The organism is Serratia sp. C2(1) (assembly GCF_036352655.1).
In the GTDB taxonomy this organism is placed as follows: Bacteria; Pseudomonadota; Gammaproteobacteria; order Enterobacterales; family Enterobacteriaceae; genus Serratia; species Serratia inhibens.
In genome coordinates this window covers 715,731-741,212 of sequence record NZ_JAZFBA010000001.1, presented here as the reverse complement: position 1 = coordinate 741,212, position 25,482 = coordinate 715,731, and the positions used below count along the sequence as shown (strand labels likewise).

General features: G+C 58.0%; 21 protein-coding genes. 6 read left to right on the top strand and 15 right to left on the bottom strand.

The features are described from left to right. Positions 1-236: 236 nt before the first annotated feature. Positions 237-1,124: a MurR/RpiR family transcriptional regulator gene (locus V2S86_RS03390; RefSeq protein WP_330761224.1), complete on the bottom strand. Its 888-nt coding sequence runs from the start codon at positions 1,122-1,124 to the stop codon at positions 237-239. Positions 1,125-1,656: 532 nt separating this feature from the next. On the opposite strand from V2S86_RS03390, the gene V2S86_RS03385 reads away from it, so the two are divergent. Beyond that, entirely contained in the window at positions 1,657-3,786 is a 2,130-nt protein-coding gene (locus V2S86_RS03385; RefSeq protein WP_330761223.1) for a TonB-dependent siderophore receptor, read from the top strand. A gap of 445 nt (positions 3,787-4,231) precedes the next feature. Here V2S86_RS03385 and V2S86_RS03380 read toward each other — a convergent pair whose 3' ends face one another. Together V2S86_RS03380 and V2S86_RS03375 are read right to left on the bottom strand one after the other, a co-directional pair. Further along, positions 4,232-5,497 (bottom strand): MFS transporter, encoded by a 1,266-nt coding sequence (locus tag V2S86_RS03380; RefSeq protein WP_330761222.1) that lies wholly within the window; start codon positions 5,495-5,497, stop codon positions 4,232-4,234. Between the two features lie 131 nt (positions 5,498-5,628). After that, a complete protein-coding gene (locus V2S86_RS03375) occupies positions 5,629-8,748 on the bottom strand; it encodes a beta-galactosidase (protein WP_330761221.1) in 3,120 nt (1,039 codons plus the stop codon). A gap of 391 nt (positions 8,749-9,139) precedes the next feature. On the opposite strand from V2S86_RS03375, the gene V2S86_RS03370 reads away from it, so the two are divergent. Further along, positions 9,140-10,204, top strand: coding sequence for a LacI family DNA-binding transcriptional regulator (locus V2S86_RS03370; RefSeq protein ID WP_330761220.1), 1,065 nt, complete (start codon positions 9,140-9,142; stop codon positions 10,202-10,204). A 33-nt stretch (positions 10,205-10,237) separates the two neighbouring features. Here V2S86_RS03370 and V2S86_RS03365 read toward each other — a convergent pair whose 3' ends face one another. Beyond that, complete coding sequence (locus V2S86_RS03365; protein ID WP_330761219.1) at positions 10,238-11,170, bottom strand: LysR family transcriptional regulator; 933 nt, start codon at positions 11,168-11,170, stop codon at positions 10,238-10,240. A 142-nt stretch (positions 11,171-11,312) separates the two neighbouring features. Between V2S86_RS03365 and V2S86_RS03360 the strand changes: the two genes are divergently transcribed. Next, positions 11,313-12,203, top strand: a complete 891-nt coding sequence (locus V2S86_RS03360; protein WP_330761218.1) for an SDR family oxidoreductase — start codon at positions 11,313-11,315, stop codon at positions 12,201-12,203. Positions 12,204-12,267: 64 nt separating this feature from the next. On the opposite strand, the gene V2S86_RS03355 is transcribed toward V2S86_RS03360, so the two are convergent. Together V2S86_RS03355 and V2S86_RS03350 are read right to left on the bottom strand one after the other, a co-directional pair. Next, positions 12,268-12,711 carry a DMT family transporter gene (locus V2S86_RS03355; protein WP_330761217.1) on the bottom strand — a complete coding sequence of 148 codons (444 nt, stop codon included), beginning with the start codon at positions 12,709-12,711 and terminating at the stop codon, positions 12,268-12,270. Between the two features lie 4 nt (positions 12,712-12,715). Beyond that, positions 12,716-13,234, bottom strand: a complete 519-nt coding sequence (locus V2S86_RS03350) for a GNAT family N-acetyltransferase (protein ID WP_330761216.1) — start codon at positions 13,232-13,234, stop codon at positions 12,716-12,718. Between the two features lie 39 nt (positions 13,235-13,273). Between V2S86_RS03350 and V2S86_RS03345 the strand changes: the two genes are divergently transcribed. Next, on the top strand, positions 13,274-13,843 hold the full coding sequence (locus V2S86_RS03345; RefSeq protein ID WP_062867945.1) for a helix-turn-helix domain-containing protein: 570 nt from the start codon (positions 13,274-13,276) through the stop codon (positions 13,841-13,843). A 59-nt stretch (positions 13,844-13,902) separates the two neighbouring features. Here V2S86_RS03345 and V2S86_RS03340 read toward each other — a convergent pair whose 3' ends face one another. Together V2S86_RS03340 and V2S86_RS03335 are read right to left on the bottom strand one after the other, a co-directional pair. Beyond that, complete coding sequence (locus V2S86_RS03340; RefSeq protein ID WP_330761215.1) at positions 13,903-14,490, bottom strand: nitroreductase family protein; 588 nt, start codon at positions 14,488-14,490, stop codon at positions 13,903-13,905. 89 nt (positions 14,491-14,579) lie between these two features. Continuing rightward, positions 14,580-15,458: a LysR substrate-binding domain-containing protein gene (locus tag V2S86_RS03335; protein WP_330761214.1), complete on the bottom strand. Its 879-nt coding sequence runs from the start codon at positions 15,456-15,458 to the stop codon at positions 14,580-14,582. A gap of 121 nt (positions 15,459-15,579) precedes the next feature. Between V2S86_RS03335 and V2S86_RS03330 the strand changes: the two genes are divergently transcribed. Together V2S86_RS03330 and V2S86_RS03325 are read left to right on the top strand one after the other, a co-directional pair. Beyond that, the gene (locus V2S86_RS03330; RefSeq protein WP_330761213.1) at positions 15,580-16,215 is read left to right on the top strand and encodes a flavodoxin family protein; all 636 of its coding nucleotides are present in this window, start codon (positions 15,580-15,582) and stop codon (positions 16,213-16,215) included. Positions 16,216-16,361: 146 nt separating this feature from the next. Continuing rightward, positions 16,362-17,468 carry a glycosyltransferase family 9 protein gene (locus V2S86_RS03325; protein WP_330761212.1) on the top strand — a complete coding sequence of 369 codons (1,107 nt, stop codon included), beginning with the start codon at positions 16,362-16,364 and terminating at the stop codon, positions 17,466-17,468. Here the strand turns inward: V2S86_RS03325 and V2S86_RS03320 are convergent, their stop codons facing one another. From V2S86_RS03320 to V2S86_RS03290, 7 genes are all read right to left on the bottom strand, one after another. Continuing rightward, the gene (locus V2S86_RS03320) at positions 17,469-18,635 is read right to left on the bottom strand and encodes an O-antigen ligase family protein (RefSeq protein ID WP_330761211.1); all 1,167 of its coding nucleotides are present in this window, start codon (positions 18,633-18,635) and stop codon (positions 17,469-17,471) included. It lies immediately after the preceding gene. Next, positions 18,613-19,521, bottom strand: coding sequence for a sugar glycosyltransferase (locus tag V2S86_RS03315; RefSeq protein ID WP_330763146.1), 909 nt, complete (start codon positions 19,519-19,521; stop codon positions 18,613-18,615). The genes V2S86_RS03320 and V2S86_RS03315 overlap by 23 nt, the downstream gene beginning before the upstream one ends. Positions 19,522-19,828: 307 nt before the next feature. Further along, positions 19,829-20,941, bottom strand: a complete 1,113-nt coding sequence (locus V2S86_RS03310; RefSeq protein WP_330761210.1) for an alkylhydroperoxidase domain protein — start codon at positions 20,939-20,941, stop codon at positions 19,829-19,831. Continuing rightward, complete coding sequence (locus V2S86_RS03305; protein WP_330761209.1) at positions 20,938-21,984, bottom strand: putative FMN-dependent luciferase-like monooxygenase; 1,047 nt, start codon at positions 21,982-21,984, stop codon at positions 20,938-20,940. The genes V2S86_RS03310 and V2S86_RS03305 overlap by 4 nt, the downstream gene beginning before the upstream one ends. After that, positions 21,974-23,647, bottom strand: coding sequence for an ABC transporter ATP-binding protein (locus V2S86_RS03300; protein WP_330761208.1), 1,674 nt, complete (start codon positions 23,645-23,647; stop codon positions 21,974-21,976). Before V2S86_RS03300 ends, V2S86_RS03305 begins: the two co-directional genes overlap by 11 nt. Then, entirely contained in the window at positions 23,647-24,537 is an 891-nt protein-coding gene (locus V2S86_RS03295) for an ABC transporter permease (RefSeq protein ID WP_330761207.1), read from the bottom strand. The genes V2S86_RS03300 and V2S86_RS03295 overlap by 1 nt, the downstream gene beginning before the upstream one ends. Next, the gene (locus V2S86_RS03290) at positions 24,534-25,478 is read right to left on the bottom strand and encodes an ABC transporter permease (RefSeq protein ID WP_330761206.1); all 945 of its coding nucleotides are present in this window, start codon (positions 25,476-25,478) and stop codon (positions 24,534-24,536) included. The genes V2S86_RS03295 and V2S86_RS03290 overlap by 4 nt, the downstream gene beginning before the upstream one ends. Positions 25,479-25,482 lie beyond the last annotated feature (4 nt).

The window sequence follows — 25,482 nt, the reverse complement described above, 5'->3', positions numbered from 1 at the left end:
ATTTTAGTCCGTCATTCAAAAAATAAAATCCCACAGACGCCACTTGCCGTTTTATTTATGTAAAAAAGTGTAAGCGATAGAACTTGGCATTTTATTGCGATAAAAAATGATAAATAACTATTTTTATGACCGCTCAAGCGCGGGGTAAAAGGGAGAGCTGGTTAATAAGACCACTTAAATTTTATTATGCTACCCGTCAAAGAAATACGGGTTAGCTTACAACTTGCCCAAGCGACCTACTTCCGCCCCGCCCCTTTAAGCCCGCGATTTAAATCCTGAATGCGTTTCATGGTTTTCATCGTGCGTGCAGAGGTGGCCGAGGCGACGGAAAGAATCAGCATTTCCAGGCACACCAATACGGTGCCGTGCAGCGGTAAGCGGCCATTCTCGCCGCCACGGGGAACGTTGATCACGACGTGCGCCTCCCCGGCAAAAAACGAGTCGCTGGCGTTGGTCAGCAAAATAATCGGGATGCCGAGGCGCTTCGCTTCGCGAATAGTTGTCCTCCCTTCCCTGTGCGCCGATTTCTGCGCCATCATAATCAACACGTCGCCGCGCTGGAGGCTGATCAACTGTTCGGCGAGGGCAATACCGGCGCGGTTAAGCGATACCGCAGGAATGCCGATGCGGTTAAACAGCCGGGTGCTGTAGTCGGCCAAAATCCCGGAGGCATTAATGCCGAATAGCGCCACCTGGCGTGCCTCAATCAGCAAGCTCACCGCTTGCGAGATGGCCTGGCGGTTGTGCGGTTGAGATAACACGTCGCAGGCGCGCTTGTGCCCGCCCAACACGAAGTCGATGCCGGAATTGATGTCACAGGCCAGATCGCTCACGGTAGCATTCATCTTTACTTCAGAGTTAATCGCGGTACCGAACCAGGCTTCCAGCGTGCTTTTCATGTCGCGCAAGCCGGCAAAACCCAATGCCTGCACCGCCCGCACCACGGTGGCATCCGAGGTGCCCGTCGCTGCGGCAATCTCCATGGCGCTCGCTTCCATTACGGACTCGCGATGCTCATGGATGTAGCGCACCACCGCTTGTAATCGTGGAGAAAGGCCCGCCGCCCGCGCGCGGTAACGTTCGCCAAAAACATCGACACGTTTTTTTATTTCATTTCCCGCCATAATCTTTGCTCAATCCGTTTGTTTTTATACCCGTCATACTTGAAGCTGCATCTGTGTTGGCTGCACGCAGTCCCCCCAGTCACTTACCTGAGTAAGCTCCTGGGGATGCCTGCCCTTGCCGCCTGGATGCAACTCCAATTATTTAGGGTATAGATCAGTTTATTGACCGGGCCGTGCTGCAAAGGCCGCCTCGCTCGCGCTAAATGTAGTAGCTATCAGGCTTTGAAAACAATCATATCGCGGCCTACCGACGGAAAACCGTCGCCAAATCGCAACCAAAAATCAAGAAAAATACTTTAAATACAAATAACTAAGAGAAAACAATCACCCAAATAAAACGCGCCATCTTTTTGCACGCGGTTGTAGTGGACGGTTGAATTTTCATATTTACTACTACATTGCCTTATGATTGAATGATTATCAATTACATTGATGCAAAAACTCCCCTCACCCTGGCGGTTTCACTTAAAAACAGCCGGGTTTTTATTGGCAAAAAGAAAATAACAACATCATTAACACCGGGTTCCATTAGATGAATAACAATAAATCGTTTTACTTTAAACGCAGCTGCCATCCGGCCATTCTTGCCGCAATCTATGGCGCCGCGTTTTTCACCTCAGGCACCAGCTATGCCGCATGGGACGACAATACCCTCACCGTTACCGGGCAAGCGGCAGACGAACAGGGTTACAGCGCCAGCAGCAGCTCCGTTGCCGGCAAAACGCCAACCGCCAGGCTGAATGAAGCGCAATCCGTCAGCGTCGTCACCCAACAGCAGTTAGAAGACTATCAGGCCGAAAGCCTGGCCGATGCGATGCGTTTTGTCAGCGGCGTAGCCGAAGGCAACACGCTGGCGGGCACCGAAGACGGCTTTGTGCGCCGCGGTTTCGGTTCCAACTCGGACGGCTCCATTTACCGTGACGGCGTGCGCAGCAGTCAGGGACTGAATTTCGATGCCACCACCGAACGCGTTGAAGTGCTGAAAGGCTCGGCTTCGCTGCTGTACGGCATCCAGAACCCGGGCGGCGTGATCAACGTCGTCAGCAAAAAACCGCAATACGACTGGCACACCCGGGTCAGTGGCCGCTACGCCAGCGAAGGCGGCGGTGCCGGCACGGTAGACGTCACCGGCCCGCTCGGTAACGGTTTTGCATTCCGGCTGATTGCCGAGAAGCAAAATCAGGATTATTGGCGCAATTATGGCAGCGACGAACACACCTTGATCGCTCCGTCGCTGCAATGGTTCGGCGAAAAAGCCAACTTCCTGATCAGCTATTCCGAATATCGCTACGACATTCCTTACGATCGCGGCACCGCCTTTATCGACGGCAAACCGGTCGATATCGGCTATAAAAACCGCCTGGACGACAAGGCCAACCATGCCTGGGGCCACAACAAAACGCTGAATGCCCAGTACGGCTGGCAGTTCAACGAAGACTGGAGCACCCGCGTGACGCTGGGCTGGAACCAACGCCGCTACGACAACAACGAAGTGCGGGTGACCGGCGTCAACACCACCACCGGCGCAGTTACGCGCCGCGCCGATGCCAACCGTGGCTTCAACCATAAAACCAAATACCTCTCCTGGGACCTGATCGGCTCGCAGAACATCTTCGGCATGACGCACGATATCGTTCTGGGTACCGATTATGAGATGAACCAGACCTATCGCGCGCATCAATACCAGGGCAAAGCCAACAGCAACTTTAACCTCAACGATCCGCAATACGACATGCTGTCGCCCGTGACGGACAGCAGCACGGAAAACGTCGCCAACAGCAATAACCTGAACCGCATTCACAGCCGTTCGGTGTACGCCAAAGACAGCATTTCGCTGACGCCGGACTGGATCGCCGTGTTGGGCGGGCGCTATCAGCATTACGAGCAGCGTGCTTCCAAAGGCTTCAACCCGGTGGTGGAAACGCTGGATGACGAAGGCAACAAGTTCCTGCCGCAGGCTGGGCTGATTTATAAACTGACGCCGGATGTCTCGCTTTACGGCAGCGTCAGCAAATCCTTTACGCCGTCCACCAACGTCGACGATGACGGTGACGTCGGCAAGCCGGAACAGGGCACCACCTGGGAGATGGGCAGCAAGTGGCAGGTTTCGCCGCGCCTGTTCGCCAGCGTGGCATTGTTTAATATTGACGAGCGCGACATGTCGCTCAGCATCAACGGCACGACGCGCGCTATCAATAAAGCGCGCTCACGCGGTGCGGAATTCGAACTGAATGGCGAGATCTTGCCGGACTGGGAGCTGAGCGCCAATTACAGCTACACCAACGCCAAAATCATTGACGACGGCGAGAATTCCGCGAATAACGGCAACCGTCTGCAGAATGCGCCACGCCATTCAGGCGCGCTCTATCTGAGCCATAATCTGGCGATCAGCGGTATTCCAGGCGACTTCCGCGTCGGTGGCGGTGCACGTTACATCGGCACGCGGGCGGGCGATCCGGAGAACAGTTTCACCCTGCCGAATTATGTGGTGGCCGACAGTTTCATCGCCTGGAACAACCGCCTGTTTGGCGAGAAAACGCAGTTGAGGCTGAACCTGAACAACCTGTTTAATGAGCACTACTACACCTCCAGCGGCGGCAATCTGCGCGTGCGTGAAGGGGAAACCCGTAATCTGATGGTACAGGCGAGCGTGGAATTCTAACCCTGGTCTCCGTCTAATGCGGGCCAGTTGGCGTTTTTTTGAAGGTGTTCGTGACGTTTTCGGTCGATAAAAGGTGAGATGCACCATGAGGCTCACGCGCCTCGACCGAGCAAGAGGCCGTAAGCGCGGCCCCTTGCAACCCGCGCCTTTGCCCTGTCAGACGGTTGGCTACGCCAACGACTCTCACTTCGTCACATCGCATCACGGCCGGCTACGACAGGCGTCCCTGCCTGTCTCGCCTGAAACCGCCGTCCATGGCGGTTTCGCCTATGCGCCGCTCCTGCGTTCGACGTCTTCAAGGGCACTCAACACTGTGCTCACCTCACTGTTTTCATTGTCTTTCATAACGCACTATCAGACGGCGGGGACACGTTGTCCGGTAGCTACAAATTCGGGTGTTAAACGAAAGCGTCGTCGGGCCATTCCCTGAGCTTGCGTTAAGGCGTTACGGCGTGGCGGTGTCAGCCTCCGCCGTTGTACGCAGGCCGCGCCCTGTCAGCGTGAAATAGGAAATGACGGTAAAGGTGGTGGTGATCAGGCCGAGGATCAGATAGGCCTGATGGAACCCCACAGAGTCATACATTCTGCCCACCCAGGCGGAAAGCACCACGCCCGAAAGCTGTTTGGACAAATTAAAACCAATCAGGAACAAGGTTGCCGACACCCGCGGATCAAACACCGAGGAGATATATTTAAAGGTGCCCACCAGCAGGAACGGCAACTCAAACATATGCAGCGTTTTCAGTAAAATCACTTCAATGCCGCTGCTGGCGAAGGACGAGCCGATAATCCTCACCGACATGATGGCGCCGGCCACCAGCAGCGCATTTTTGGCGCCGATGCGGTTAATGATAAACGGGGCGCAGAACATAATGCAGGCATTCAATAACTCCCCGCCGGTGGTAACGAAACCGAAGATCTCGGTGCCTCTTTGCGGCGATGAAAAGAAGCCTTTAAAAAAGTTGGCGAATTGCTGGTCGAACACGTCGTAAATACTGGCGACGCCGATCACGTATAACAAGAAGGCCCAGAAGCGCGGCATTTTTAACAGCTCCAGCGCCATGGCCAGCGAGAACTCGCGCTGATTCGCCCCCAGCTTGTCCATCACCTGCGCCGTCTGATTCGGTTGCGGGCGGGAAACAATCAACAAGACGGCCAGCACCACCCCGAACCCGGAGGCGATCCAGAACGTAATGTTAGGGTTAATGCTGAACAGCAGCCCGGTTATCGACGCGCAAATGGCCCAGCCCACGCAGCCGGAAACCCGAACCTTGCCGTATTCGAAACGGTTGGTGCGGCTGACGCGCTCAATATAGGCCTCCACGGCACCCGCGCCGCCGGAGAACACAAACCCCAGGTAAAGGCCCCCCGCCAGCGCGCCGGCATAAATATTGTATTGCAGCAAAGGCGCCAGCACGTAAATAAAGAACGGCGCGAATAAAATCAACAGAATGACAATCGCCCACAGCAGGTGTTTGCGCAGGCCCAGCTTGTCGGAGATTAAACCGAAAGCCACCTGGAAGATAATGGCAAACAAGGCAATAAATGAAAACACCATCCCGGTTTCAGTTTTGGTGAGGTGATTGACATCCGAAAGCCATATCGGGAAAAAAGGGAAATACGCCGACATGATGAAATAGTAGAAAAAGAAGAAGAGCATAAAATAAATAAAGTTATGCCGTTCCTGTGCCGAGAGCTGAGTCAATTTCATAGTGTCACCTGGATTATTATTTTTTAATGGGAAAAATATACCCAAAATAATTGGAGTTGCATCACGGCGGCAAAGGAGCGCAGCCAACACAGAGGCAGCTTCAAGTATGACGGGTATATCCCCCTCCACGCTTACTGATGCTTAACACTGACCTGATAACGCCACTGCGTTTCCTTTAACAACCATTTTTCATGCACGCTCGGCGTCCAGGAGTCATCGCCCCCCACGCCCATGTGCTGCGCGTCCAGGGTGATCCAGATACCGGGTTCGGCGCGCAACAGATGCCAATGGTCGACGTCCATCAACTGCTTGCTGCCGTAAGGCATGATGGAGAAATTGAATAATCCGTCGACGCGCCAGCGTCCCCAATTGAGCTCCTGGGTGTGGCAACGCAAGCCATTCTCCGTGGGGAAGACGTACGGGGTGACCATCTCGCTCAACGGCAGGCGCCAGCGTGAGAAGCAGGCGCTTTTTTGGCGGTCGGGGTAGTTCTCATGCGGCCCCAACCCTAACCACTCGACCTCTGCCGCTGCCGGTGTGGCCTGGAAAACCATGCCGATGCGCGCCAGCGGCGGCAAGTGGCTTGCACGCTCCCCTTCGACGTTGATCTTCAGCGCGCCGTGGCCATCAATCATCATCTGCCAGTGGCTGACGATCAGCACCTCATCGCCATAGCGGTAATGGAAGGTGCTGCGGATCTCCACGCGGTCTTCGTAAGCCGCCGCCGTGCACTGGGCGCAGGTTCTCTGCATGTCATAAAGCCCGGCTTTTTTCCAGCGCTCTACCCAGGCGTTAGGGTCGCATCGTTCGACTTCACTGACCCCAATGTCGTTATCCAGCGGCGCACGAACAAACTGGTCGGTGAACGGGCTTATCAGTTGGTTTTCACCCGCCACCGTCCACTGCGTCAACAAACCGCTCTTCCGGTCGATAAACCATTGCTGTTCGCCATGCCGCACCCGATAGCCGTCTTCATCCATCTGCAGTTCGGGGCGAACGCCGGGTTTTGGCGTATCCGGCAACGCCAGCGCCGTCGGCAAGCGGAATTGTTGCCATGCAACGCGGTGCCCGGCCGATGACCAGGCGGTGGCTTCCGGCTGGATAACTTCAAGGATCAACGTGACATGGCGGGCATTCGCCGGCAAATCGATGCATTCCGCCAGGGTGACGACGGCATTGCCCTGCGGCGGGAGGTCCAACGCCACCTCTCCGGAGCGCCATTCGCGCCCATCCTGTTCAATCCGCCAGTGCAGCCTTTCATTGTCGGTGCGGCGGAACAGGTATTCACTGCCGACGGCCACCTCGAGCGGCGCATGGCCCACCAACGAAAACTGGAAGAACTGCTGCGCCTGTTTGGCTTCATGGAGCGAAGGGTGTGGCGTGCGGTCGGCAAACACCAGGCCGTTCAGGCAGAACTGCCGGTCATTGGGCTTATCGTTGAAGTCGCCGCCATAGGCCGGTGCGGGCAAGCCATTCTCATCGGCTTTCAGCAGCGATTGATCGGCCCAGTCCCAGACAAACCCGCCCTGCAGCCGCGGATACTGACGAAACGCCCGCCAGTACTCGTCAAAATTCCCCAGGCTGTTGCCCATCGCGTGGGCGTATTCGCACAGTATCAGCGGGCGGTTTTCGCCCGGCATGCCGACCCATTTTTTTATCGACCATTTTGGCACCCCAGGAATGAGTTGATCTTCATCCACCCGGGCATACATCGGGCAAAGGATATCCGTTGCCGCGCTGTTGGCCCCGCCGCCTTCGTACTGAACCGGCCGCGTGGGATCGCTGCTTTTGATCCAGCGATAAAGCGCATCATGCAAACTGCCATGCCCGGACTCATTGCCCAACGACCAGATAATGATGGAAGGGTGATTGCGGTTACACTGCACCATGCGGGTCACGCGGGCGCTGTATGCCGGGAACCAGCTCGGATCGTCGCTCAACCGCGCCATCGGCACCATGCCGTGCGTTTCGATATTGGCCTCATCCACCACGTAAAGGCCGTAGCGGTCACAGAGTTCGTACCAGCGCGGATTATTGGGGTAATGCGAACAGCGCACGGCATTAAAGTTGTTCTGCTTCATCAGCAGAATGTCCTGAATCATGTCCTCTTCGTTGATCGCCTGGCCGCGTTGCGGGTGGTGCTCATGCCGGTTTACGCCACGGATCAGCAGCGGCTTGCCGTTCACTTTCAGCAACCCGTCCGTTATCTCTACGCGGCGAAAACCGGTGTCCGCCGCCTCGGCTTCAATCAGCTCCCCATCAGCGCCGTAAAGCGCAATGACGGCGCGATAACAATGGGGTAACTCGGCGCTCCATAAATCCGGCGCCTGCACCGGCAACGCAAAGGTCACCCGATCGGCATAAGCCCCCCGCTCGTCAATCGCCTCGGTGCCCAACGGCTTGCGTTGGCCGGCGATTTTTTCGTCGCCTCGCCACAGGGATAACTCCACCTGCAGCCCCGCCGGCTGGGCTTTCCCCGCCGCGACCTGCACCAAGGCCTGCAAGGTGCCGTGCCGATACTCCGTATCCAGCCCGGCGGTCAATTGAAAATCGGTAAGGTGGGTGTCCGGCTTGTGCAGCAGTGACACCGAGCGATAAATGCCGCTCATGCGCCACATGTCCTGATCCTCAAGCCAGGTGCCCGAGCTCCAGCGCATTACCATCGCGCAAATACGGTTGTCGCCGGCATGCAGCGCGTCGGTTAAATCGAACTCGGCCGGTAAGCGGCTGTCCTGCGAATAGCCAATCCACACCCCATTGCAAAAAAGGTGGAACGCCGAGTTCACCCCGTTGAAGATGATTCGGGTTTTGCCTGCCTTCAGCCAGGCTTCCGGGATGTCAATCGTGCGCGAATAGCACCCCGTCGGGTTCTCCTGCGGCACAAAAGGCGGCTCAGTCGAGATCGGGTAGCGGACGTTGGTGTAGATCGGCGCATCATAGCCGTCCATCTGCCAGTTGGAAGGCACAGTTACCGGTCGGCTGTCCGGGCCGTCCTCCACCAACCAGCGCGGGTCCACCGCTTCGGGCTGCGCCAGATAAACGAACCGCCATTCGCCATCCAGCGACACGCGCCGATCCGAGCGCCGGTCATCCCTGGCCTCTTCCACCGCGCGCCAACTGCGAAATTGCGGATGGGCGGGCAATCTGTTGAGGTGGGTGACGGCCGGGTTCTGCCAGTCCTGCCGGGCCAGCACCTGAGGGAGAACGCTGTCCGGCGAGTTATCGTTTACCGAATAAAGAGGCTGCTTCATACCAATCCTTACCTGCTGTCAGAGGGATGTCTAGCGCTATACATTTTCAGTCGAGTAAATACGATACACGCCCTGGCGGGCAATAAATTTGGTGGGTATATTTGAGGTCAATCACGCTATTTATCGATTGTTTCCTATAATGTATTGCGCATGACATAAAATGTTTTTTAATACATTTTCAAACAAAATGGCACATTGCGGGCTAAATAAATGCGTTTAATACCGCGACACCCAAACTTGAGACGGGTGGGGAGCATGCAGGTTAGCCGACCGTTGAACGCATGGACGCGCGATACGAGCCTCCATGGACGGATTCACGGCGTGTCGGCGCTCTGCATGTTCCTCACCGGTAGCATTATTTAACGCTGCACGTTATTGCGAGATTGAATGGATGAATAAACGGCAGGCAACGCTGGAAGACGTAGCCAAAGAGGCGGGAGTTTCCCAGCAAACCGTGTCACGGGTGTTGAACAACCCGGATATCGTCTCCGAGCGCACGCGCAATAAGGTGCTGGGCGCGATGAATACGCTCAATTATGTGCCTAACCGCTCCGCGCAGATCCTGGCCGGCAAAACCTTGCCGACGTTTGGCTTGATCACCACCTCCCTTGCGCTGCACGCCCCTTCGCAAATCGCCTCATCGTTCAAGCACCATGCGGAATCGGTGGGGTATCAGGTGGCGATATCGATGTTGAAAACCGGGCAGCTGAGCGCCCTGCAATCAGCGCTGAATGAGTTTCGGGCGCAGAAGATCAACAGCGTGGTCATGAGTCTGCCGCTGGAAAAAGCGGATGCGGAAACGCTGGCGCGGGATAACCCGGACATACGGCAACTGTTTCTGGACGTGCCGCCCGCCGCAGAGGTCTGTCACCTTGGCTTTCTTCACAGCGACGGCACCGCCAGCAGCGTTAATCTGCTTCTGGAACTGGGGCACCGGAAATTCGGTTTGCTGGCCGGCCCGGAAAGCTCCATTTCGGCACGGCTGCGTCTGGCCTGTTGGCGCGACACTCTATATCAGGCTGGCATTGCGGAGACGGATACCGAATACGGCGACTGGAGCGCCAACAGCGGCTGGGTAAAAACCGTGGAACTCTTCAGCCGGCACCCGGACATCACGGCGATGCTGGTCGCCAGCGATCAGATGGCGTTAGGGGTCATCAGCGCCTTGCGGCAACTTAACAAGCGCATACCGCAGGATGTGTCCGTGATCGGCTATGACGACACCCCCGACAGCCAATATTTCCACCCGGCCCTGACCACGGTGAGGCAGGACTTTGACCTTATCGGCAAACGTGCGGTCACCCATTTGTTGAGCATGGCGGATCAGCCGCAAGAGGCGTTTAACGATCTGTTGCCGACTACCCTGGTTATCCGGCAATCCACCGGCAAACCGGATGCCGCAGGCTCGGAGAATGCGCTTATCAGGCAACTGAAAGCGCTGGTGCAGCAGTTGTAATCGCCGCAACCTGACGCTGCGGGAACAAAGGCATTAAGGCACGTTCAGCGCACTGCCCGACGGCCCCACATTGTCGGTCAGGATCTGGAGTATTGCGCGGACTTTAGGCTGCGCCTGACGGCTTTTAAGCCAGGCGAGATTGATCGGCAAGCCGTCGGTAGCCAAATGGGGGAGCACTTCAACCAAAGTGCCGTCCTCAAGCTGGCGGTTGACCAACCAGGTCGGCAATTGAGCGATGCCGTACCCCGCCAGTACGGCGGTGAGTTGCCCTTGCGCATCACCGATCGCGACCCGTGCCGGTAATACTCTTTTTTCCGCGGTACTGCGTTGCGCCCTCGCAAAATGCCAGGGGGTAAGCATGCCGTTCTCCTCGCCGTAAACCACGCAGCTATGATTTTCCAAATCATCTTCGCTGTTCGGCTCCCCTCGTTTATTCAAATAGGCGGGCGAAGCGCAAAAAATATGTCGCTGGGTTCCCAGGTAACGGTGTCCCACCGCATTGGGCCAAATATCGGGGCCACCAATGCGCACGAGGATATCGATGCCTTCTATCGCAGGATCGACGAAGCGGTCGGAAAAAGAAATATGCGGTATCAGCAACGGATAATGCTCAATAAATTTGAGAATAACCGGTAAAACATGCAGGCGGCCATAGGAGGCAGGCAGGTCGATACGCACCTTTCCCCGTGGTTCTGAATCTTCTGCCTGCATCGATAACTCAGCCTCTTCCAGCTCGGCCAAGACCCCGGTGCAAGTGCGGTAGAACGTCACCCCGGCATCCGTCAGCGACAGACGCCGCGTGGTCCGGTTAAACAGTCGTACCTGCAACCGGCTCTCCAGACGAGCGATCCCTTTGCTGATGGCGGAACTCGTCAGATTCATGCGTTCTGCGGCGGCGGTAAAGCTGCCCATATCCGCCACGCAGACAAATAAATCGATTCCCTTAAGCCGTTCGGAAGAAAACATAGCCCACCCAATTAATGAATTTAATTCCATAAATTTGATAATTTATAGCGTAAATAGGAAATTTTTTCTCCGTAAACTCCTTACTGTCGAGCGTTATTGATTCAATGGCTCATTCAGCAACAGATAACAAAGGGGTTTATTCATGACCGCCATAAAGAAACCAACCATTCTGATTACCGGCGCGACCGGCCAGATCGGGGGGGCTGTACTGCGCAACCTTCAGGCGGACGATGCCATCACCTTGGTCGCTGCCGTGCGTTCTCCGCAAAAAGCGAAACCCTTCGCGGCACTTGGCATTCGCACCGTCCTGCTTGATTTCGATAAAGAAGAAACCCTGTCACCTGCGTTGCAGGGCATAGACCGCGTATTTCTGGCGACCGGCTACGGGGTAGATATGCTGCGGCAAAGTAAGGTGTTCCTGGATAAAGCCAGGCAAGCCGGCGTGCAGCATATTGTGCACCTGGGCGCCTGCGGCCGCGACGATACTACCGTGGCGCACTGGGCCTGGCACCAGCTCGTCGAGCGCTACATTGAATGGTCAGGATTTTCCTTTACGCATTTGCGGCCGGAATGCTTTATGCAGAACCTGCTCGGCTACGCTGGCGTGCCGGCGGTCGTTGAAGGCGTTATTCAGCAATACACCGGCGATGCCCCCTTCAGTTGGGTGGATGGTGATGACGTCGCGCTGGTCGCCGCGCAGGCCCTGCTGCAACCTGAAAAACACGCCGGTAAAACCTATCGCCTGGGCTATGAAGCCAAATCCTATCATGACATCGCGGCGATAATGGCCGAAACGCTTGGCCAGCCGTTTCGCTATGAAGCGCTGGATCCCAAGATCTTCTTGGAAAACATGCGCAAAGCGGGGGCCGACATGGCTTACATGAGTTGCGTTTATGACAACTTCCGCCGTATCGCCGCACGCGATATTCCCGGGGTCGAGGATACTTTTGACAACTTCCCCGAAATTACCGGCCAAGAGCCGATGCGTTGGAAAGCGTTTATTCAGAAACACCGGGACGCTTTCGTTTATTGATTTCTCACCCGGTCAGGTTTTAAACAAGCTCGCCTGGGGGCGCCCCGGCGGGCTTTTTACCGTTTTAAAAACTTCTTCTGGCCACCAAAAAAGCGCCCACGACCAACAGTACCGCGCCGAGTAGCGCAGGCAGGTTGTCGCGCAGCGCAGCAGGCCCGGCCTTGTAAATATCCACCGCCAATCCCGCCACCAGTTGGCTGGCGATCAGCACCGAAATGGTGGTCGCTGCCCCCAGCTTTTGGTAGCCCAAAATACCGGAAAAGACGAAGAACGAGCCCAGCAAGCCGGGCAACAGCATCCAACCCCTGAAATTGCCGGTCACCTCCGCCAGGGCACCGGCGCCGTTTTTGGCGAACAGCAGCGCCATCAACAGCAACAGGCCGACGCTGGAATTGATCACCAGAGCGATCAGGATCGTCGATGCGCTTTCGCTGATGCGCACCATCAGCAGGTTCTGGGCAACCAGGCTGACACCCGCCGCCACCAGCAGCAATAGCATGATATTCATAGGATTAGCGGGCCGGCGGTGATTTTTCGTGATCAAGCTGCAACTGCAAAAAGGTCAAATCCAGCCATTTGCCGAATTTGGCGCCCACTTCGCTCATCCGCCCCACGTTCTGGAACCCCAGATTAAGGTGCAGCTGTATCGATGCGGTATTGCCGGATTCGATGCCCGCCACCATCACATGTTTGCCGATAGCTCTCGCCTGTTCGATCAGGGCCAGCAGCAGGGTTTTCCCCACCCCGCCGCCACGGCTGTCGCGCCGCACATACACCGAATGCTCCACGGTGTGGCGATAGCCGTCCCACGCCCGCCAGTCGCCGAACGAGGCATAACCCATCACCTCGCCCGCCTCATTGCTGGCCACCAGCACCGGATACCCTGCCGCCTGGCGCTCCGCCATCCATGCCGCACGGTTCGCCGCATCGACGGTGAGTTCATTCCAGATTGCCGTGGTGTTAAGCACGGCGTCGTTATAGATAGCGGCAATGCCTTCGCTATCGGTTATAGTCGCGTTACGGATAAGCATGTTGACCCCCTGGTTGACTGTCCACTATCATACTACGATATGAACAATAAATTAGACAACCTAAATCAGCGCATCGGCGCACGTATCCGCATCGAACGCGAAGCCCGCCATTGGTCCTTGTCCGATCTGGCCGAACGGGCCGGCGTTTCGCGGGCCATGGTGCATAAAATTGAACGCGGCGACAGCAGCCCCACCGCCATGCTGCTGGCCAGGCTCTCCGGCGCCTTCGGCCTGAGCATGTCCAAACTGATCGCCCGGGCGGAAACGCAGGAAGGCCGGCTGCTGCGCCGGGAGGATCAACCGGTCTGGGTCGATCCCGAAAGCGGTTACGTCCGCCGTCATGTGTCCCCGCGCTCGGACATTCCGCTCGATCTGGTGCGCGTTGAACTGCCCGCTGGGGCGGAGATCCCGATGCCGGCCTCCGTCTATGCGTTCAAACGCCAGTTAATCTGGCTGCTGTCCGGCGAGCTGGTGTTCCTGGAAGGGGAAAATCGCCATGAAATGGCCGCAGGGGATTGCCTGGAACTTGGCCCACCGGCGGACTGCGTGTTCAAAAACGAGAGCGGCGAGCCCTGTATTTATCTGGTCGTGGTGATGAGCAAGGCCTGAAGAAAGCAAAAAGCCCGCAAAGTTATCCTCTGCGGGCTTTTTCACGTCAGGCGGCACGATTACAGGGTGAAGTTCAGCCCTTCGACCACCGTCTGCTCCAGCGGCAAGCGCCCTGAAGGGATCTCCTTTTGCTGCAGGAACTCCGGCAACTGGGATTTATCCCCCGCTTTGCCGATCGCCACCATGCCGTGCACCACATAGTTATCCGGCAGGTTCAGCGCCGCCTTGATTTTGTCGTGGTGGACACCGCCCATGCAGTGGGTCAGCCAGCCTTTCAAGTGCGCCTGCAACGCCAGGTTCGCCCAGGCGGCGCCGGCATCAAACGCATGGCTTGGGTTAGCGACTTCCTTCTCGCCGTTCAGGCTGGTGGTTTTGGAGATCACCACCACCAGCGCCGAGGCGTGCTGCGCCCAACCACGGTTGAACTCAATCAGGAAATCCAGATAGCTGTCCCAGCTGGCCGAGCCGTGCTTGCTGTAAGCGAAACGCCAGGGCTGGATGTTATACGCCGAAGGCGACCAGCGTGCCGCTTCAAAGAAGCTCAACAGGGTTTCGTCGTCGATAGAATCATTGGCCAGCGCGCGCGGCGACCAGCGTTCAATAAACTGCGCATCAATCGGGTAATCAGACGTTCTTGGCTGGCTCATGGACATCTCTCTCATGGGAATGGAATACCGAATTTACCCAATATTCCCACGGCCCACACCAGAAAAATTTTTATTTTGTGCTTTATTCGCTAGCGCAATTCCTGCTGCAACCAGCCCAGAAACGCCCGCACCGGCGGGTGCCGTTCGCGCCCAGGCACGCACAGCGCAGTATAAGCGGCGCCCGGCACGCCAATTTCCGGCCGGTAAGCCGCCAACAGGCCGTTACGCACCAGATCGGACACCATCACCGAACTGGCCAGCACCAGCCCCTGCCCGGCCACCGCCGCCTGCAGCGCATAATGCTCCTCGTCATAACCCCGCAGCGATGAGTGCCGCTGCCACCAGTCGACCCCGGCGGCCTGGCACCAGTCACGCCAGCCGTTTTCATACAGCGTTGAATCGCGCCAGCGAACGGTGATCAGCGCCGGCGTTTGCAGCTGTGCGGCAGGCAGCCCCGGCGCGCCGTAAACGCCAAAACGCTCCTCCATCCGCGCGGCCTGGTGCAACTGGGGGTAATTGGCGCTGCTGTAGCGTATGGCAATGTCCACGCTGGCGTCCTGCTGCAGGTCAATCACCTCAGCGCAAGCCTCCAGGCGAACCAGATAATGCGGATAGGCCTGATAAAAACGCCCCAGGCGCGGCACCAGCCACAGCGCCGCAAAAGAATGGGTAACGGAAACGCACAGCGAACCGGCACTGGGCACCGGCCGCAGTGCATCCAGCGTATTTGCCACATCGAGTAGCGCGGTGTGCACTCCGGCGAACAAACGTTCCCCTTTCTCCGTCAGCCGCACGCCGCGCGGCACCCGGTCGAACAGGGCAAAACCCAACTGCTGCTCCAGCGCCTTGATCTGGTGCGAAACGGCGGTCGGCGTCACCGCCAGTTCCAGCGCAGCCTGTTTAAAACTGCGCAAACGGGCGGCGGATTCAAAGGTGCGCAATGCGGTAACCGGAAGTGTGGCAAACATGGTCGATAATCCGTAGAGATGAATTCAATTCATCCTGGCAGAGAACGCGTCATTTGTCGCCTGTACCTTGTTCCTCATAGAGTGGCGATGACAATTTCACGCTCGAAAAACGGAGAATGACATGAATTCAACTCATCAACCCAAACGCCTTATCGTGCTGGTCGGCAGCCCGCGCCGTGACGGTAACAGCGCCGCGTTGGCGCAAGCCGTCATGGCGGGTGCCGCCGAGGCGGGTACCGTGGCCAGTCTGCATTTTCTGGATGATTATATCGGCGGATTTCTGACGGATGAGCGCCACAGCCCACCGCCGGCCGATCGCTATGGCGAACTGTTCCTGGAGCATTTTCTGCCGGCCGATGCGGCGGTGTTTTGCACCCCCATTTACTGGTACGGCATGTCGGCGCAGACCAAAGCCTTTTTCGATCGCTCTTTCAGCTATTACGCCGACGCCTACCCGGAGGCGAAGCAGGTGCATCAGCGCATGAGCGGCAAACGCATCGGGCTGGCGGTCGCCTCGGAAGAAACCTATCCCGGAGCCGCAATGGGCATCGCGCATCAGATCCAGGAGTTCAGCCGCTACTCGCATTCCGAGTTTGTCGGGGTGGTGCACGGCGCGGGCAACAGCCGGGGCGAAATCGGCCGCGATCCGCGCAACCCACTGTTGGCCGCCCGCGATCTGGGCCGCGAGATGTTCACGCGCCCCTATTCGGATTACCGGATGGACACGCCGCGCAGCTCGCAGGTTTGGCAAAGTTGATGCAGCAAAGGGGCAGCTCTTGCTGCCTTTTATTAAGGTTACGCAAGCATATGTAGCAATATATTGCCGCCCATTGGCCCGTTAAGGCAAACGTCATATGATGCACCTGTCCGCCCGGCGCGCCAATCAACCCAAAGTGAATCAAGATGTCGAAACAGTGGAAAATAACGGCGGCCAACGCTGGTCTACAGCTTTACACCCGGCTGGGGGGGCATTTCAAAGACAAAGCCACTTTTAAACCGGACCTGGTTTTCGACAGCATCGTTATTTTTTCCACCACCGCCCTCGGCGATCTGATGTTCAATACGCCGGCCATTCGCGCGCTGCGAGAACGTTACCCGGCGGCCGGCATCACTCTCATTTCCAGCTACAAAAACAAGCAGTTGGTCGCGACCAGCCGTTACTTTGATCATGTCATCTATTGGGACCATAAAGCGAAAGACATGCTTGGCGTAATTTGCCAACTGCGAAAACGCCGGCCCCAGTTGGCCGTCATCCTGCACTCAAAATCCCCTTATGACGTGATCACCGCGATTGCCGCCGGTTGCCATTACGTATTCAAAGACGTCTACGGCAATAAAGCCACCGGCATGGAGCGCTGGCTGAGTGGCGTAAGCCGCAGCACCGGGGGGCATTTAATTCAGCGCAAGCTGGATCTGGTGGCTCAATTGGGTTGCGAGACTCAAAATACCGAGATGTTTATACCCATCGCCTTCCCGCCCACAAACAAGACCCTGGGGAAAACCGTTATCGGCTTTCAGATGGGCGCGTCTGAACCGTTGCGCTGCTGGCCCGTAGGCCACTTTATCCGTCTGGCGAAGCTGTTGCTGGCGCAGTCGGTGCATAATCAAATTGAATTAATCGGCACCCCTAAAGAGATGGCTATCGAGCAGACGTTTATGGCGGGTTTGACGGCAGCCGAACGGCAACGCGTTGTCAGCCATATCGGCAAAACCACGCTGCCGCAATTGCTGGCTGTCATGGCGAACATGCAGGTTCTGGTGACCGGCGACACCGGCCCGTTACACCTGGCCATTGCCCTGAAAACGCCAACCGTCAGCCTGTTTGTCACGGCAAATCCGCAACACACCGGCCCCTATCAAAATAGCGAACTGCATCAGGTGATGTACGTGCCGGTCAATGCCGAAAAACTTGGCGTAGCGCAACGCCGTCAACCGCTCAGTATCATCACCGAGAACCAGGTGTTTGAAAAAGTGGCGAATGCATTGGCACTCGCCGCCCCTCACGGCTGATTATTTTTCGGCAGGCGGTGGCGATGTCAACACCATCGCTACCGGGAACCAAAACAGGTACCAAAACTCGGCCGGGTTAGCGATAACAAACATGCCCTGCGAACAATAGAAGATCAGCATAAACAGGTATAAGGCGGCCTCCAGGCGGCGACCGGCCTTGAGATGTCTCAGCGCAAGCCGTGCGCCAAACGCCAGCAACGCGGCGAATAAACAGAATCCGACCAGCCCCCCCTTGAGCAAAGCGCCCAGATACAGGCTGTGGGTCGTGTGAATAAACTCGCCGGTATAGTTGGTAAAGGCCAGTTCTTTATCAAAGCCATAGCCAAAAAACGGTGCCTGACCTATCAGCCACAGGCTGTGTCGCCAAATGCTCATCCGCACAAAACTCTGTTGATACAACGCTTCAAAGCGCGTAATCAGCATCTCGCCGATGTCAGAAAACAGAACGACGATGGCGGCAAACAGTATCGTGGCCGCAATGCCCATAGCCGTTTTTTTATTGAGCGTAACGAATGACGTCGTCAACGCCAGTGCCGCCAATAATGCAATCAGCGGGCCACGGCTTTGCGTCAGCACCATAAAGGCAAACAGCGGCGGGATCGCCAGCAGCGCTTTCTTTTGCCGGGTATCGCGCAATACCATCAGGCTTAAAATAATGCCCACGGCAGCATAACCGGCGAGATCGATCACATTGCGCGGGCCCGGATTGAGGGCCGAGGTTTCCCTGAGGGTATAAATGGCCTGATAATCGCTTATAGCCAGATACATGCACAGCAACACAATACCGGCCATCACCGCACAGAGTAAGAGATTACGCCAGGGGCCGGCCAGCAAGGTGACCCACAGGGCAAGGTAAATCAAAATATAAGCGCTGTGGGTAAAGGCCGACCCTGTATTATCCGGCGTTCCCCCCCAAAGATTGCTGGCGGAGTAATAGGCCAAAAAACACGCCGCCAATGCCAGCCCTTGTACCGCCTTGCGCTGCGTTAGCCATGCCGAACGGAGTTCCGGACGGGTAACCAACGCCATTAGGTAAAAAAAAGCGGCAATATGGAATAAATTATTGACCCGGGTATGTCCGCAAAAAACGGCGCTGAAAAATGAAAAGGCCAGGAATGAGTAAACATAGAGAGCCGTAGTAACATCAGCCTTTTTTGAAAAAATCATGATAATCGACCTTTTCAAAAATATTACTGTCAATGGCGCTGCTCAACGAAAAATTCTTGATGGCAATATTGTTGTTTTTCATTCTTTCACCGGCATGGCGAAAGGCAGGCATGATGATATCGTCAATCTTTTCAGCTAAAAAAGTGGGCAGTTTACTTTCCTTCGTTTCATAAAAACGCGGCAAATGGAAATTATTCATATCCAACCCGGCGATAAACAGCTGTTTGAACCCCAGAAATGAAATGATCTGGAAAGCCCAATAAACCACCGTACCGGCATCGAAAATCCCGCGCCGGATATCGTGAGTAAAAGCGATGGCTTTATTGGCCGATGAAAAAGAGACGCTGCGGTCGTTTCGATAATGCTCCCACAGCTCAAGGGGTTTTATTTTGGGGCCGTAAATTTTAAAGGCCGCATCTTCCACCGCGGCAAACCGGCACTTCACGCCTGCCAGCGTAAACCTGTCTATTATTTTGGCAATACCGTGCACCGTGGTAAAAAGAATTAACTCCTGCATCAGGATAATGTTTTCTATAATATCCGGTCGTTGATCAATAAACCCCATATCGACGATAACGTAAAAGTGGAAACCGACCTGTGGATGCAAAAAATAGGCGCCATTAACCCCCATTGCCGGCATCGCGGGAATATGGTTAAAACGAATATCCTTGACCGAAGGCCCGGTGGCGGTAAGCAGCAGCGCCCCCTGGCAACTGTCTTTCAACGCGGACAGCGCTACTAACGGAACAGGCTGTTTTTTATAATGCAATACGGCAATCTCACCGCTTTTGGCTCGCTCAATCCTCACATAGGGCCAGAGATTTTCATTGTGCCGATAAGGGCGAGAATGAGAATACCGATATACCTGCTTAAAAAAACTGCCCATCTGGCCCATTTCCCCTGGTAAATGCATTGGCATCTGAGCTGATTGCTCTTATTTTAATTAAGCCAACGCAAAGCCTGAGTATCTGAGCATTTATTACGGTGGGCAATTTTATCAATTTGAATTATTCGTCACGATATAGATAAGAGATGTGTACGTTTGTAACCCACGTTAAAAAAATGCAGGGAAACGTAATTATTCTCTTTTTGAAGAATAAAACTGCGGCAGAAAGCGCTGCCGCAGAATGAGATGGGAAGTTTAAGCCTGGGGGAAAAAGAGTATTAGCCGTCTTTTAAGGCGGCCGCCCGCCTTAGTCGTCGAAAGGTTCGCCCAGCGTCAGCATCAGCCGGTTGGCCCAGGCAAAGAACGCCGTCGACTGCACCAGATCCAACAGCGCCAGTTCGTCCAGCCCCTGCTCGCGCAGCGCTGCCAGATGCCGGGCGTTAGCCTGCGGCGGGGTGGCGGACAGCGCGGCGGCAAAATCAATCTGCGCCCGCCAGCGATCCCCTTGCCCCTCACTCAGTACGCCGCCCGGCGCTACGTCCAGCAGACGCTGCACCTCTTCCGTTTGTTTCGACAGTTGCGCCGCCTTGCGTGCGTGTACCGAGGCACAATAGATACAGCCGTTGACCTTGCTGGCCACCGTCGCCGCCAGTTCGCGATCTTTACGCTCCAGCCCGCCGGGGGTGTAGAAAATTGCCCTGTCCGCCAGCGTGCGCTGTTCCAGCACCGGATGATTGCGCGCCAGCAGGCGGAAATAATCCGAATCGCTATGGCCAAAACGCGTCAACAACGCCTGGCCCGGCTCATCAAACTCCGCCAGCGGCTTGGCGGCGATCCACGGCTCCCACCCCAGTTCCTGGCGGGTAAACGCCGGCGGCGCATGGCGGCCGCTCAACGTGACGGGGTCGGTACGCCAGGCACCGGCCCTGACCGGGGTGCCGGCCACCTCAACCGGTTTATCGCCCAGCAACCGGTAACCGGTCAGCAGGCGGCTTTGGAAGCTGACAAAGGCGATCAGTTGCGACAGGGTTACGATGTCGTCCAGCGACCAACCGGCCTGCTGCAACCCTTGCAAATGCTGCGCGTCGGCGCTGGCGGGCTTGAACGCCAGCCGCTCGGCATGGTCCAGCGCCGCCTGCCAACGCGGGCCGGCCGGTGCGCCGCCCTGCCGTTCCAGCAACGCCGCGTAGTGTGCGGCCAATGGCTGGTCGGCCTGCCATTCGCTGATGCGCTGCGCGATCAGCAGCCGCTGCACCAGCGGGAAATCCCCGGCGTCGGCGGGAGCAAACAGCGCCTGATAGCTGGCCTGAATGGCGTCTGTCGCCGCCTGGCGTGTCGCTCTGGCCTGCTCCAGGGCCGAACCGGGCGCGATCTCCGCCAGCGTCGCCAGCAGATCCTCAGTGTTCAATGTGGTTGTCATACCTTTTCCTCAGCGTGGTGTTCGTGGGAGACGGAAGCGGGATTGCGGCGTTGCCAGCCCAGTTCCGGAGCAACATGGCGGGCGATCAGCTCGATCGAACGCAGCACATGGGCGTGCGGCGGGTCGATCGAATGCACCTGAAACGCCAGATCGGTCACCCGTGCCAGCGCGCTGTCTTTTTGCAGCGAGGCAATAACCTGATCCGGCGTGCCCAGGTGCACGTCAAAGGCGCGGATCAATCCGTCGAGCGATTCATCGGACGGCCGGTGGCCGCTGGCGCGCAGGCGTTCCAGCCCCCGGCCAAGCCCCTGCGCGGCGAAGTCCCGCGCCTGTTGGCTATGGTCGGTGACAAACGCCGTACGCGACCCCATGATGCGCGGCGCGATACCGGGCGGCAACGCCGCCAGATAGGCGTCGATAATTGGGTTCTGCAATGCGTCCAGCGGCAAATCCGGCGCATCCGCCGGGCGGGGTTGAGTGCGCGACAGCATCAGGCCGTCACCGGCCCGCCCTGCGCGCTCGCCGCCTTCCACCGAGAAAGTGGCTTGCCAGACGCGCTGCGCCAGCTGCGGCGCCGCCGGATACAAGCGGTTATCCTCGCCGCCCAACGCCTCGCCGCGCCAGGCCCGCAGCAGGGTATCGAAGTTATCGGCAAACACCGCGTTGCGCTGTTGGGCATCGAACCCGAAGGCGCTGAACGAGGACGGGGTGCCGCCGGCGGCAATGCCAATCTCCAGCCGGCCGTCGGACAACAGATCAAGCACCGCGGTGTCTTCCGCCACGCGAATGGCCGATTCCATCGGCAGCGTGATTACCCCGGTGCCCAGCCGAATATGGCGGGTGCGCGCCGCCACCTGCGCCAGAAACACCAGCGGCGAAGGCAGGCCACCCTCATCCTCATGGAAATGGTGCTGCGCCACCCAGGCGGTATCAAACCCGGCCCGTTCGGCATGCACAATCTGTTCGGTCGCCAGCCGGTAACGCTGTTGCGCGCTGCCCTGATCCAACAAGCGGGTGAAAAAACCAAGTCTCTTACTGCTCATGGAACGCGTCCTCACTCTTTGGCTGTGCGGCATGCCAGTGGCGGCCTGGAATGGCCTCAATCAGCTGACGGGTATAATCGCTGCCCGGCATGGCGAACAGGTCGCGGGTCGCGCCACCGTCTACCTGCTGCCCACGGTGCAACACCGATACGCTGTGCGAAATCTGCCGCACCGTCGCCAGGTCATGCGAGATAAACAAATAGGTCAGCCCCAACGCTTGCTGCAAATCCTGAAGCAAGCGCAGGATCTGCGCCTGCACCGTCACATCCAGCGCCGAAGTGGCTTCGTCCAACACCAGTACTCTTGGCTGCAACACCAGTGCACGGGCGATGGCCACCCGCTGGCGTTGGCCGCCGGACAACTCGCGCGGCTTGCGGCCAAGCAGATCGTCCGGCAGCGCCACCCGTTCAAACAGTTCGCGCACCCGGCGATAGCGCTCGGCTTTGCCCAAGGGTTCGAAGTTCAGCAACGGCTCTTCGATGACCTGATACAGCGTCTGCGATGGGTCGAGCGAACCGAAGGGGTTTTGGTACACCAACTGAATGCGGCGGCGGAATTGGCGCAGCGCTTCCCCCTTCAACCGGGTGAAATCGGTGCCGTCGATAATGATTTGCCCGGCGTCCGGCCGCTGAAAACCGAGCAGGCAGCGCGCCAACGTGGTCTTGCCGGAGCCGGATTCCCCCACCAGCGCATGGGTAGTGCCGCCGGGTACGCTGAAGGAAACCTGATCCAGCGCGCGGTAGCTTTTGCCGCCGGAGCCGGCCAGGCGAAAATCTTTTACCAACCCGTTAACCTGGATCACCGGCGCTTGCGTGCCAAGGTTGAGCCGTGGCGCAGCGGCACCGGTCAGCGACGGCACATCGGCAAACAGCCGGCGGGTGTAGTCGCTGGCGGGAGCGCGCAGCACCTCGGCGGTTACGCCCTGCTCCTGCACCCGGCCGTGGCGGAACACCAGCAGCCGATCGGCGCGCTCCGCCGCCACCGCCAAATCGTGGGTGACCAGTAATACCGCAGTGCCAAATTCCTGCCGCAGCTCGTCGATCAGATCAAGGATGCGTTTCTGCACCGTGACGTCCAGCGCGCTGGTGGGCTCATCGGCGATGATCAGCGCCGGCTGCAACGCAATGGCGATAGCGATCAGCACCCGCTGTTTCATGCCACCGGACAGCTCGTGCGGGTATTGGCGCGCCCGCAGCTCCGGGTGCGTCAGGCCAACCCGGGTCAACAGTTCCACCACCCGCTGTTGCACCTGCTTGCGCGGCAAGCGGCGGTGAATATTGACGATCTCCGCCACCTGCTCGCCGATGGTTTTTACCGGGTTAAGCGAGCTGGAAGGGTCTTGCGGGATCAGGCTGATTTGCGCGCCGCGCACCGCATCCAGTCGGCGTGACGACCAGTGGGCAATGTCGGTGCCGTTGAGGCGGATTGCCCCCTGCTCCAGGCGGCCGTTTTCCGTCAGCAGGCCAATGATCGCCTGCGCGGTGGTGGTTTTGCCCGAACCGGACTCGCCGACCAGCGCCACTACCTCACCCGGTTGGATCGAGAACGAGACGTCGTGTACCACCCGGCGGCTGCCGGTCGCCTCCTGATAGGCGATGGAAACCTTGTCCAGCTCCAGCACCGGCGTGGCGGCGGCCCGTTGCAATGCGGTTTGAATGCTCATCAATGCGTCCTCGCCAGCGCGCGGCTGATGCGGTTAGCCGCCAGCACCACCGCCACCACCGCCAAACCGGGGAACGTGGTCAGCCACCAGGCGGTGGAAATGTAGTTGCGCCCTTCGGCGATCAATAGCCCCCATTCCGGCGTTGGCGGCGGCGTGCCGTAGCCGAGGAAGCTCAGGGTAGCGATCGCCAGAATGGCACTGCCGAATTGCAGCGCCGAGAAGGCAATCACCGAGGTCAGCGAGTTCGGCAGAATGTGCCGCCACAGCACCGCCCAAAAGGTGCCGCCGCTGCCATAGGCCGCCTCGACGTAATCGCTGTGCCGCACCCGCACCACTTCCGCGCGCGCCAGGCGGGCGAAATTGGCGACCGAGGTGATGCCGACGGCGATGGCGGCGTTCACCGTGCCAAACCCCAGCAGGATAATGATGCTTAGCGACAGCAGCAGGCCGGGAATCGACAACAGCACATCGACCAGACGCATGACCGCATCGTCCGCCACGCCGCCCACCGCACCGGCAATCAGCCCGAGCGCGGTGCCCAGCAGCAAGCCCAGCGCCACCGCCACCAGCGCGGCGGACAGCGTTTGCGAAGCGCCATAAACCATGCGCGCGTAAAGATCGCGCCCCAGTTGATCTGTGCCCAGCCAGTGTGCCCCGCCCGGCGCCAGCCGCTGCGCGCCGGCAATGCCCTCGGTGCCGCTGTAGGCGGTAAACAGCTGCGGCGCCAGCGCCCACAGCACCGCAATGGCGATCACCGCCCAGGCCAGCAGCAGCGTCACCGGCACGCGCCTGCGGCGGCGCGGGCGGCTGGCCGGCAAGGTGCCTTCGCTTTCCAATCCGGCCAGATCGCGTTCCGGCACGGTCGCTTTTTCAAAGGAGATACTGCTCATACGGCGGCTCCTGTCTGCGTTTTCAACCGGGGATCCAGCAGCGGGAACAGCAGATCCACCAGCAGGTTGATGGTGACGAAGGCGGCGGCGGAAATCACCACAATCGCCTGCAACACCGCCACGTCTTGATTAAGCACCGCCTGCAGGGTCAGTTGCCCCAGCCCGCTGCGGCCAAACACGGTTTCGGTGATCAGCGCACCGGCGATCAGTTCGCCGAACAAAATGCCGGCGATGGTCAGCGCGGGCAGCATGGCGTTGCGTGCCACATGCCGCCACAACACCCCGCTGCGGCTGGCGCCTTTGGCGCGCGCCACGGCGACAAACGGCTGGGTCTGGACCTGGTCGATGCTGCGGATCAGGATCTGCGCCAGCGGGGCGGAGATGGGGACCGCCAGCGTCACGATCGGCAATATCAACCCTTCCCACTCGCCCGGGTTGATCACCGGGATCAACTTAAGCTGGAATGAAAAGACCTGGATCAGCACGATGCCCAGCCAGAAGGTAGGCACCGAGACAAACAACGAGGGTAGCGATTGCAACGCCGATCTCAGCCCGCCGAAACCGCTCAAATTGGAGAGAAAGGCCATCGCCAGCGCCAGGATCAACGCCAGCGAGAAGCCCAGTACCGCCAGTTGCAGCGTGGCGGGCAGGTTGGTGGCCAGCAGATCGGTGACCGGCACGCCGGCCTGAATCGAGTAACCCAGATCGCCGCGCAGCACGTTGCCCAACGTGTGTAAATACTGCTGCCACAGCGAGACGTTGGCCCCATAAGCGGCGCGCATGTCGGCGATTTGCGCCGGGCTTAGCCCCATGTCCGGGTTCTGGAACTTAATCAGAATCGCATCGCCGGGCAGCACCTGCAGCAGGATAAACGACAGGGTAAAGGTCGCCCACAGCACCAGCGCCGCCTGCCCAATGCGCCTCGCCAGATATCGGGTCATCGTG

What these genes read in the sequence shown, in the direction of transcription:
- V2S86_RS03390 (WP_330761224.1), bottom strand. Translation starts at nt 1,124, where the DNA reads ATGGCGGGAAATGAAATAAAAAAACGTGTCGATGTTTTTGGCGAACGT.
- V2S86_RS03385 (WP_330761223.1), top strand. Translation starts at nt 1,657, where the DNA reads ATGAATAACAATAAATCGTTTTACTTTAAACGCAGCTGCCATCCGGCC.
- V2S86_RS03380 (WP_330761222.1), bottom strand. Translation starts at nt 5,497, where the DNA reads ATGAAATTGACTCAGCTCTCGGCACAGGAACGGCATAACTTTATTTAT.
- V2S86_RS03375 (WP_330761221.1), bottom strand. Translation starts at nt 8,748, where the DNA reads ATGAAGCAGCCTCTTTATTCGGTAAACGATAACTCGCCGGACAGCGTT.
- V2S86_RS03370 (WP_330761220.1), top strand. Translation starts at nt 9,140, where the DNA reads ATGAATAAACGGCAGGCAACGCTGGAAGACGTAGCCAAAGAGGCGGGA.
- V2S86_RS03365 (WP_330761219.1), bottom strand. Translation starts at nt 11,170, where the DNA reads ATGTTTTCTTCCGAACGGCTTAAGGGAATCGATTTATTTGTCTGCGTG.
- V2S86_RS03360 (WP_330761218.1), top strand. Translation starts at nt 11,313, where the DNA reads ATGACCGCCATAAAGAAACCAACCATTCTGATTACCGGCGCGACCGGC.
- V2S86_RS03355 (WP_330761217.1), bottom strand. Translation starts at nt 12,711, where the DNA reads ATGAATATCATGCTATTGCTGCTGGTGGCGGCGGGTGTCAGCCTGGTT.
- V2S86_RS03350 (WP_330761216.1), bottom strand. Translation starts at nt 13,234, where the DNA reads ATGCTTATCCGTAACGCGACTATAACCGATAGCGAAGGCATTGCCGCT.
- V2S86_RS03345 (WP_062867945.1), top strand. Translation starts at nt 13,274, where the DNA reads ATGAACAATAAATTAGACAACCTAAATCAGCGCATCGGCGCACGTATC.
- V2S86_RS03340 (WP_330761215.1), bottom strand. Translation starts at nt 14,490, where the DNA reads ATGAGCCAGCCAAGAACGTCTGATTACCCGATTGATGCGCAGTTTATT.
- V2S86_RS03335 (WP_330761214.1), bottom strand. Translation starts at nt 15,458, where the DNA reads ATGTTTGCCACACTTCCGGTTACCGCATTGCGCACCTTTGAATCCGCC.
- V2S86_RS03330 (WP_330761213.1), top strand. Translation starts at nt 15,580, where the DNA reads ATGAATTCAACTCATCAACCCAAACGCCTTATCGTGCTGGTCGGCAGC.
- V2S86_RS03325 (WP_330761212.1), top strand. Translation starts at nt 16,362, where the DNA reads ATGTCGAAACAGTGGAAAATAACGGCGGCCAACGCTGGTCTACAGCTT.
- V2S86_RS03320 (WP_330761211.1), bottom strand. Translation starts at nt 18,635, where the DNA reads ATGATTTTTTCAAAAAAGGCTGATGTTACTACGGCTCTCTATGTTTAC.
- V2S86_RS03315 (WP_330763146.1), bottom strand. Translation starts at nt 19,521, where the DNA reads ATGGGCAGTTTTTTTAAGCAGGTATATCGGTATTCTCATTCTCGCCCT.
- V2S86_RS03310 (WP_330761210.1), bottom strand. Translation starts at nt 20,941, where the DNA reads ATGACAACCACATTGAACACTGAGGATCTGCTGGCGACGCTGGCGGAG.
- V2S86_RS03305 (WP_330761209.1), bottom strand. Translation starts at nt 21,984, where the DNA reads ATGAGCAGTAAGAGACTTGGTTTTTTCACCCGCTTGTTGGATCAGGGC.
- V2S86_RS03300 (WP_330761208.1), bottom strand. Translation starts at nt 23,647, where the DNA reads ATGAGCATTCAAACCGCATTGCAACGGGCCGCCGCCACGCCGGTGCTG.
- V2S86_RS03295 (WP_330761207.1), bottom strand. Translation starts at nt 24,537, where the DNA reads ATGAGCAGTATCTCCTTTGAAAAAGCGACCGTGCCGGAACGCGATCTG.
- V2S86_RS03290 (WP_330761206.1), bottom strand. Translation starts at nt 25,478, where the DNA reads ATGACCCGATATCTGGCGAGGCGCATTGGGCAGGCGGCGCTGGTGCTG.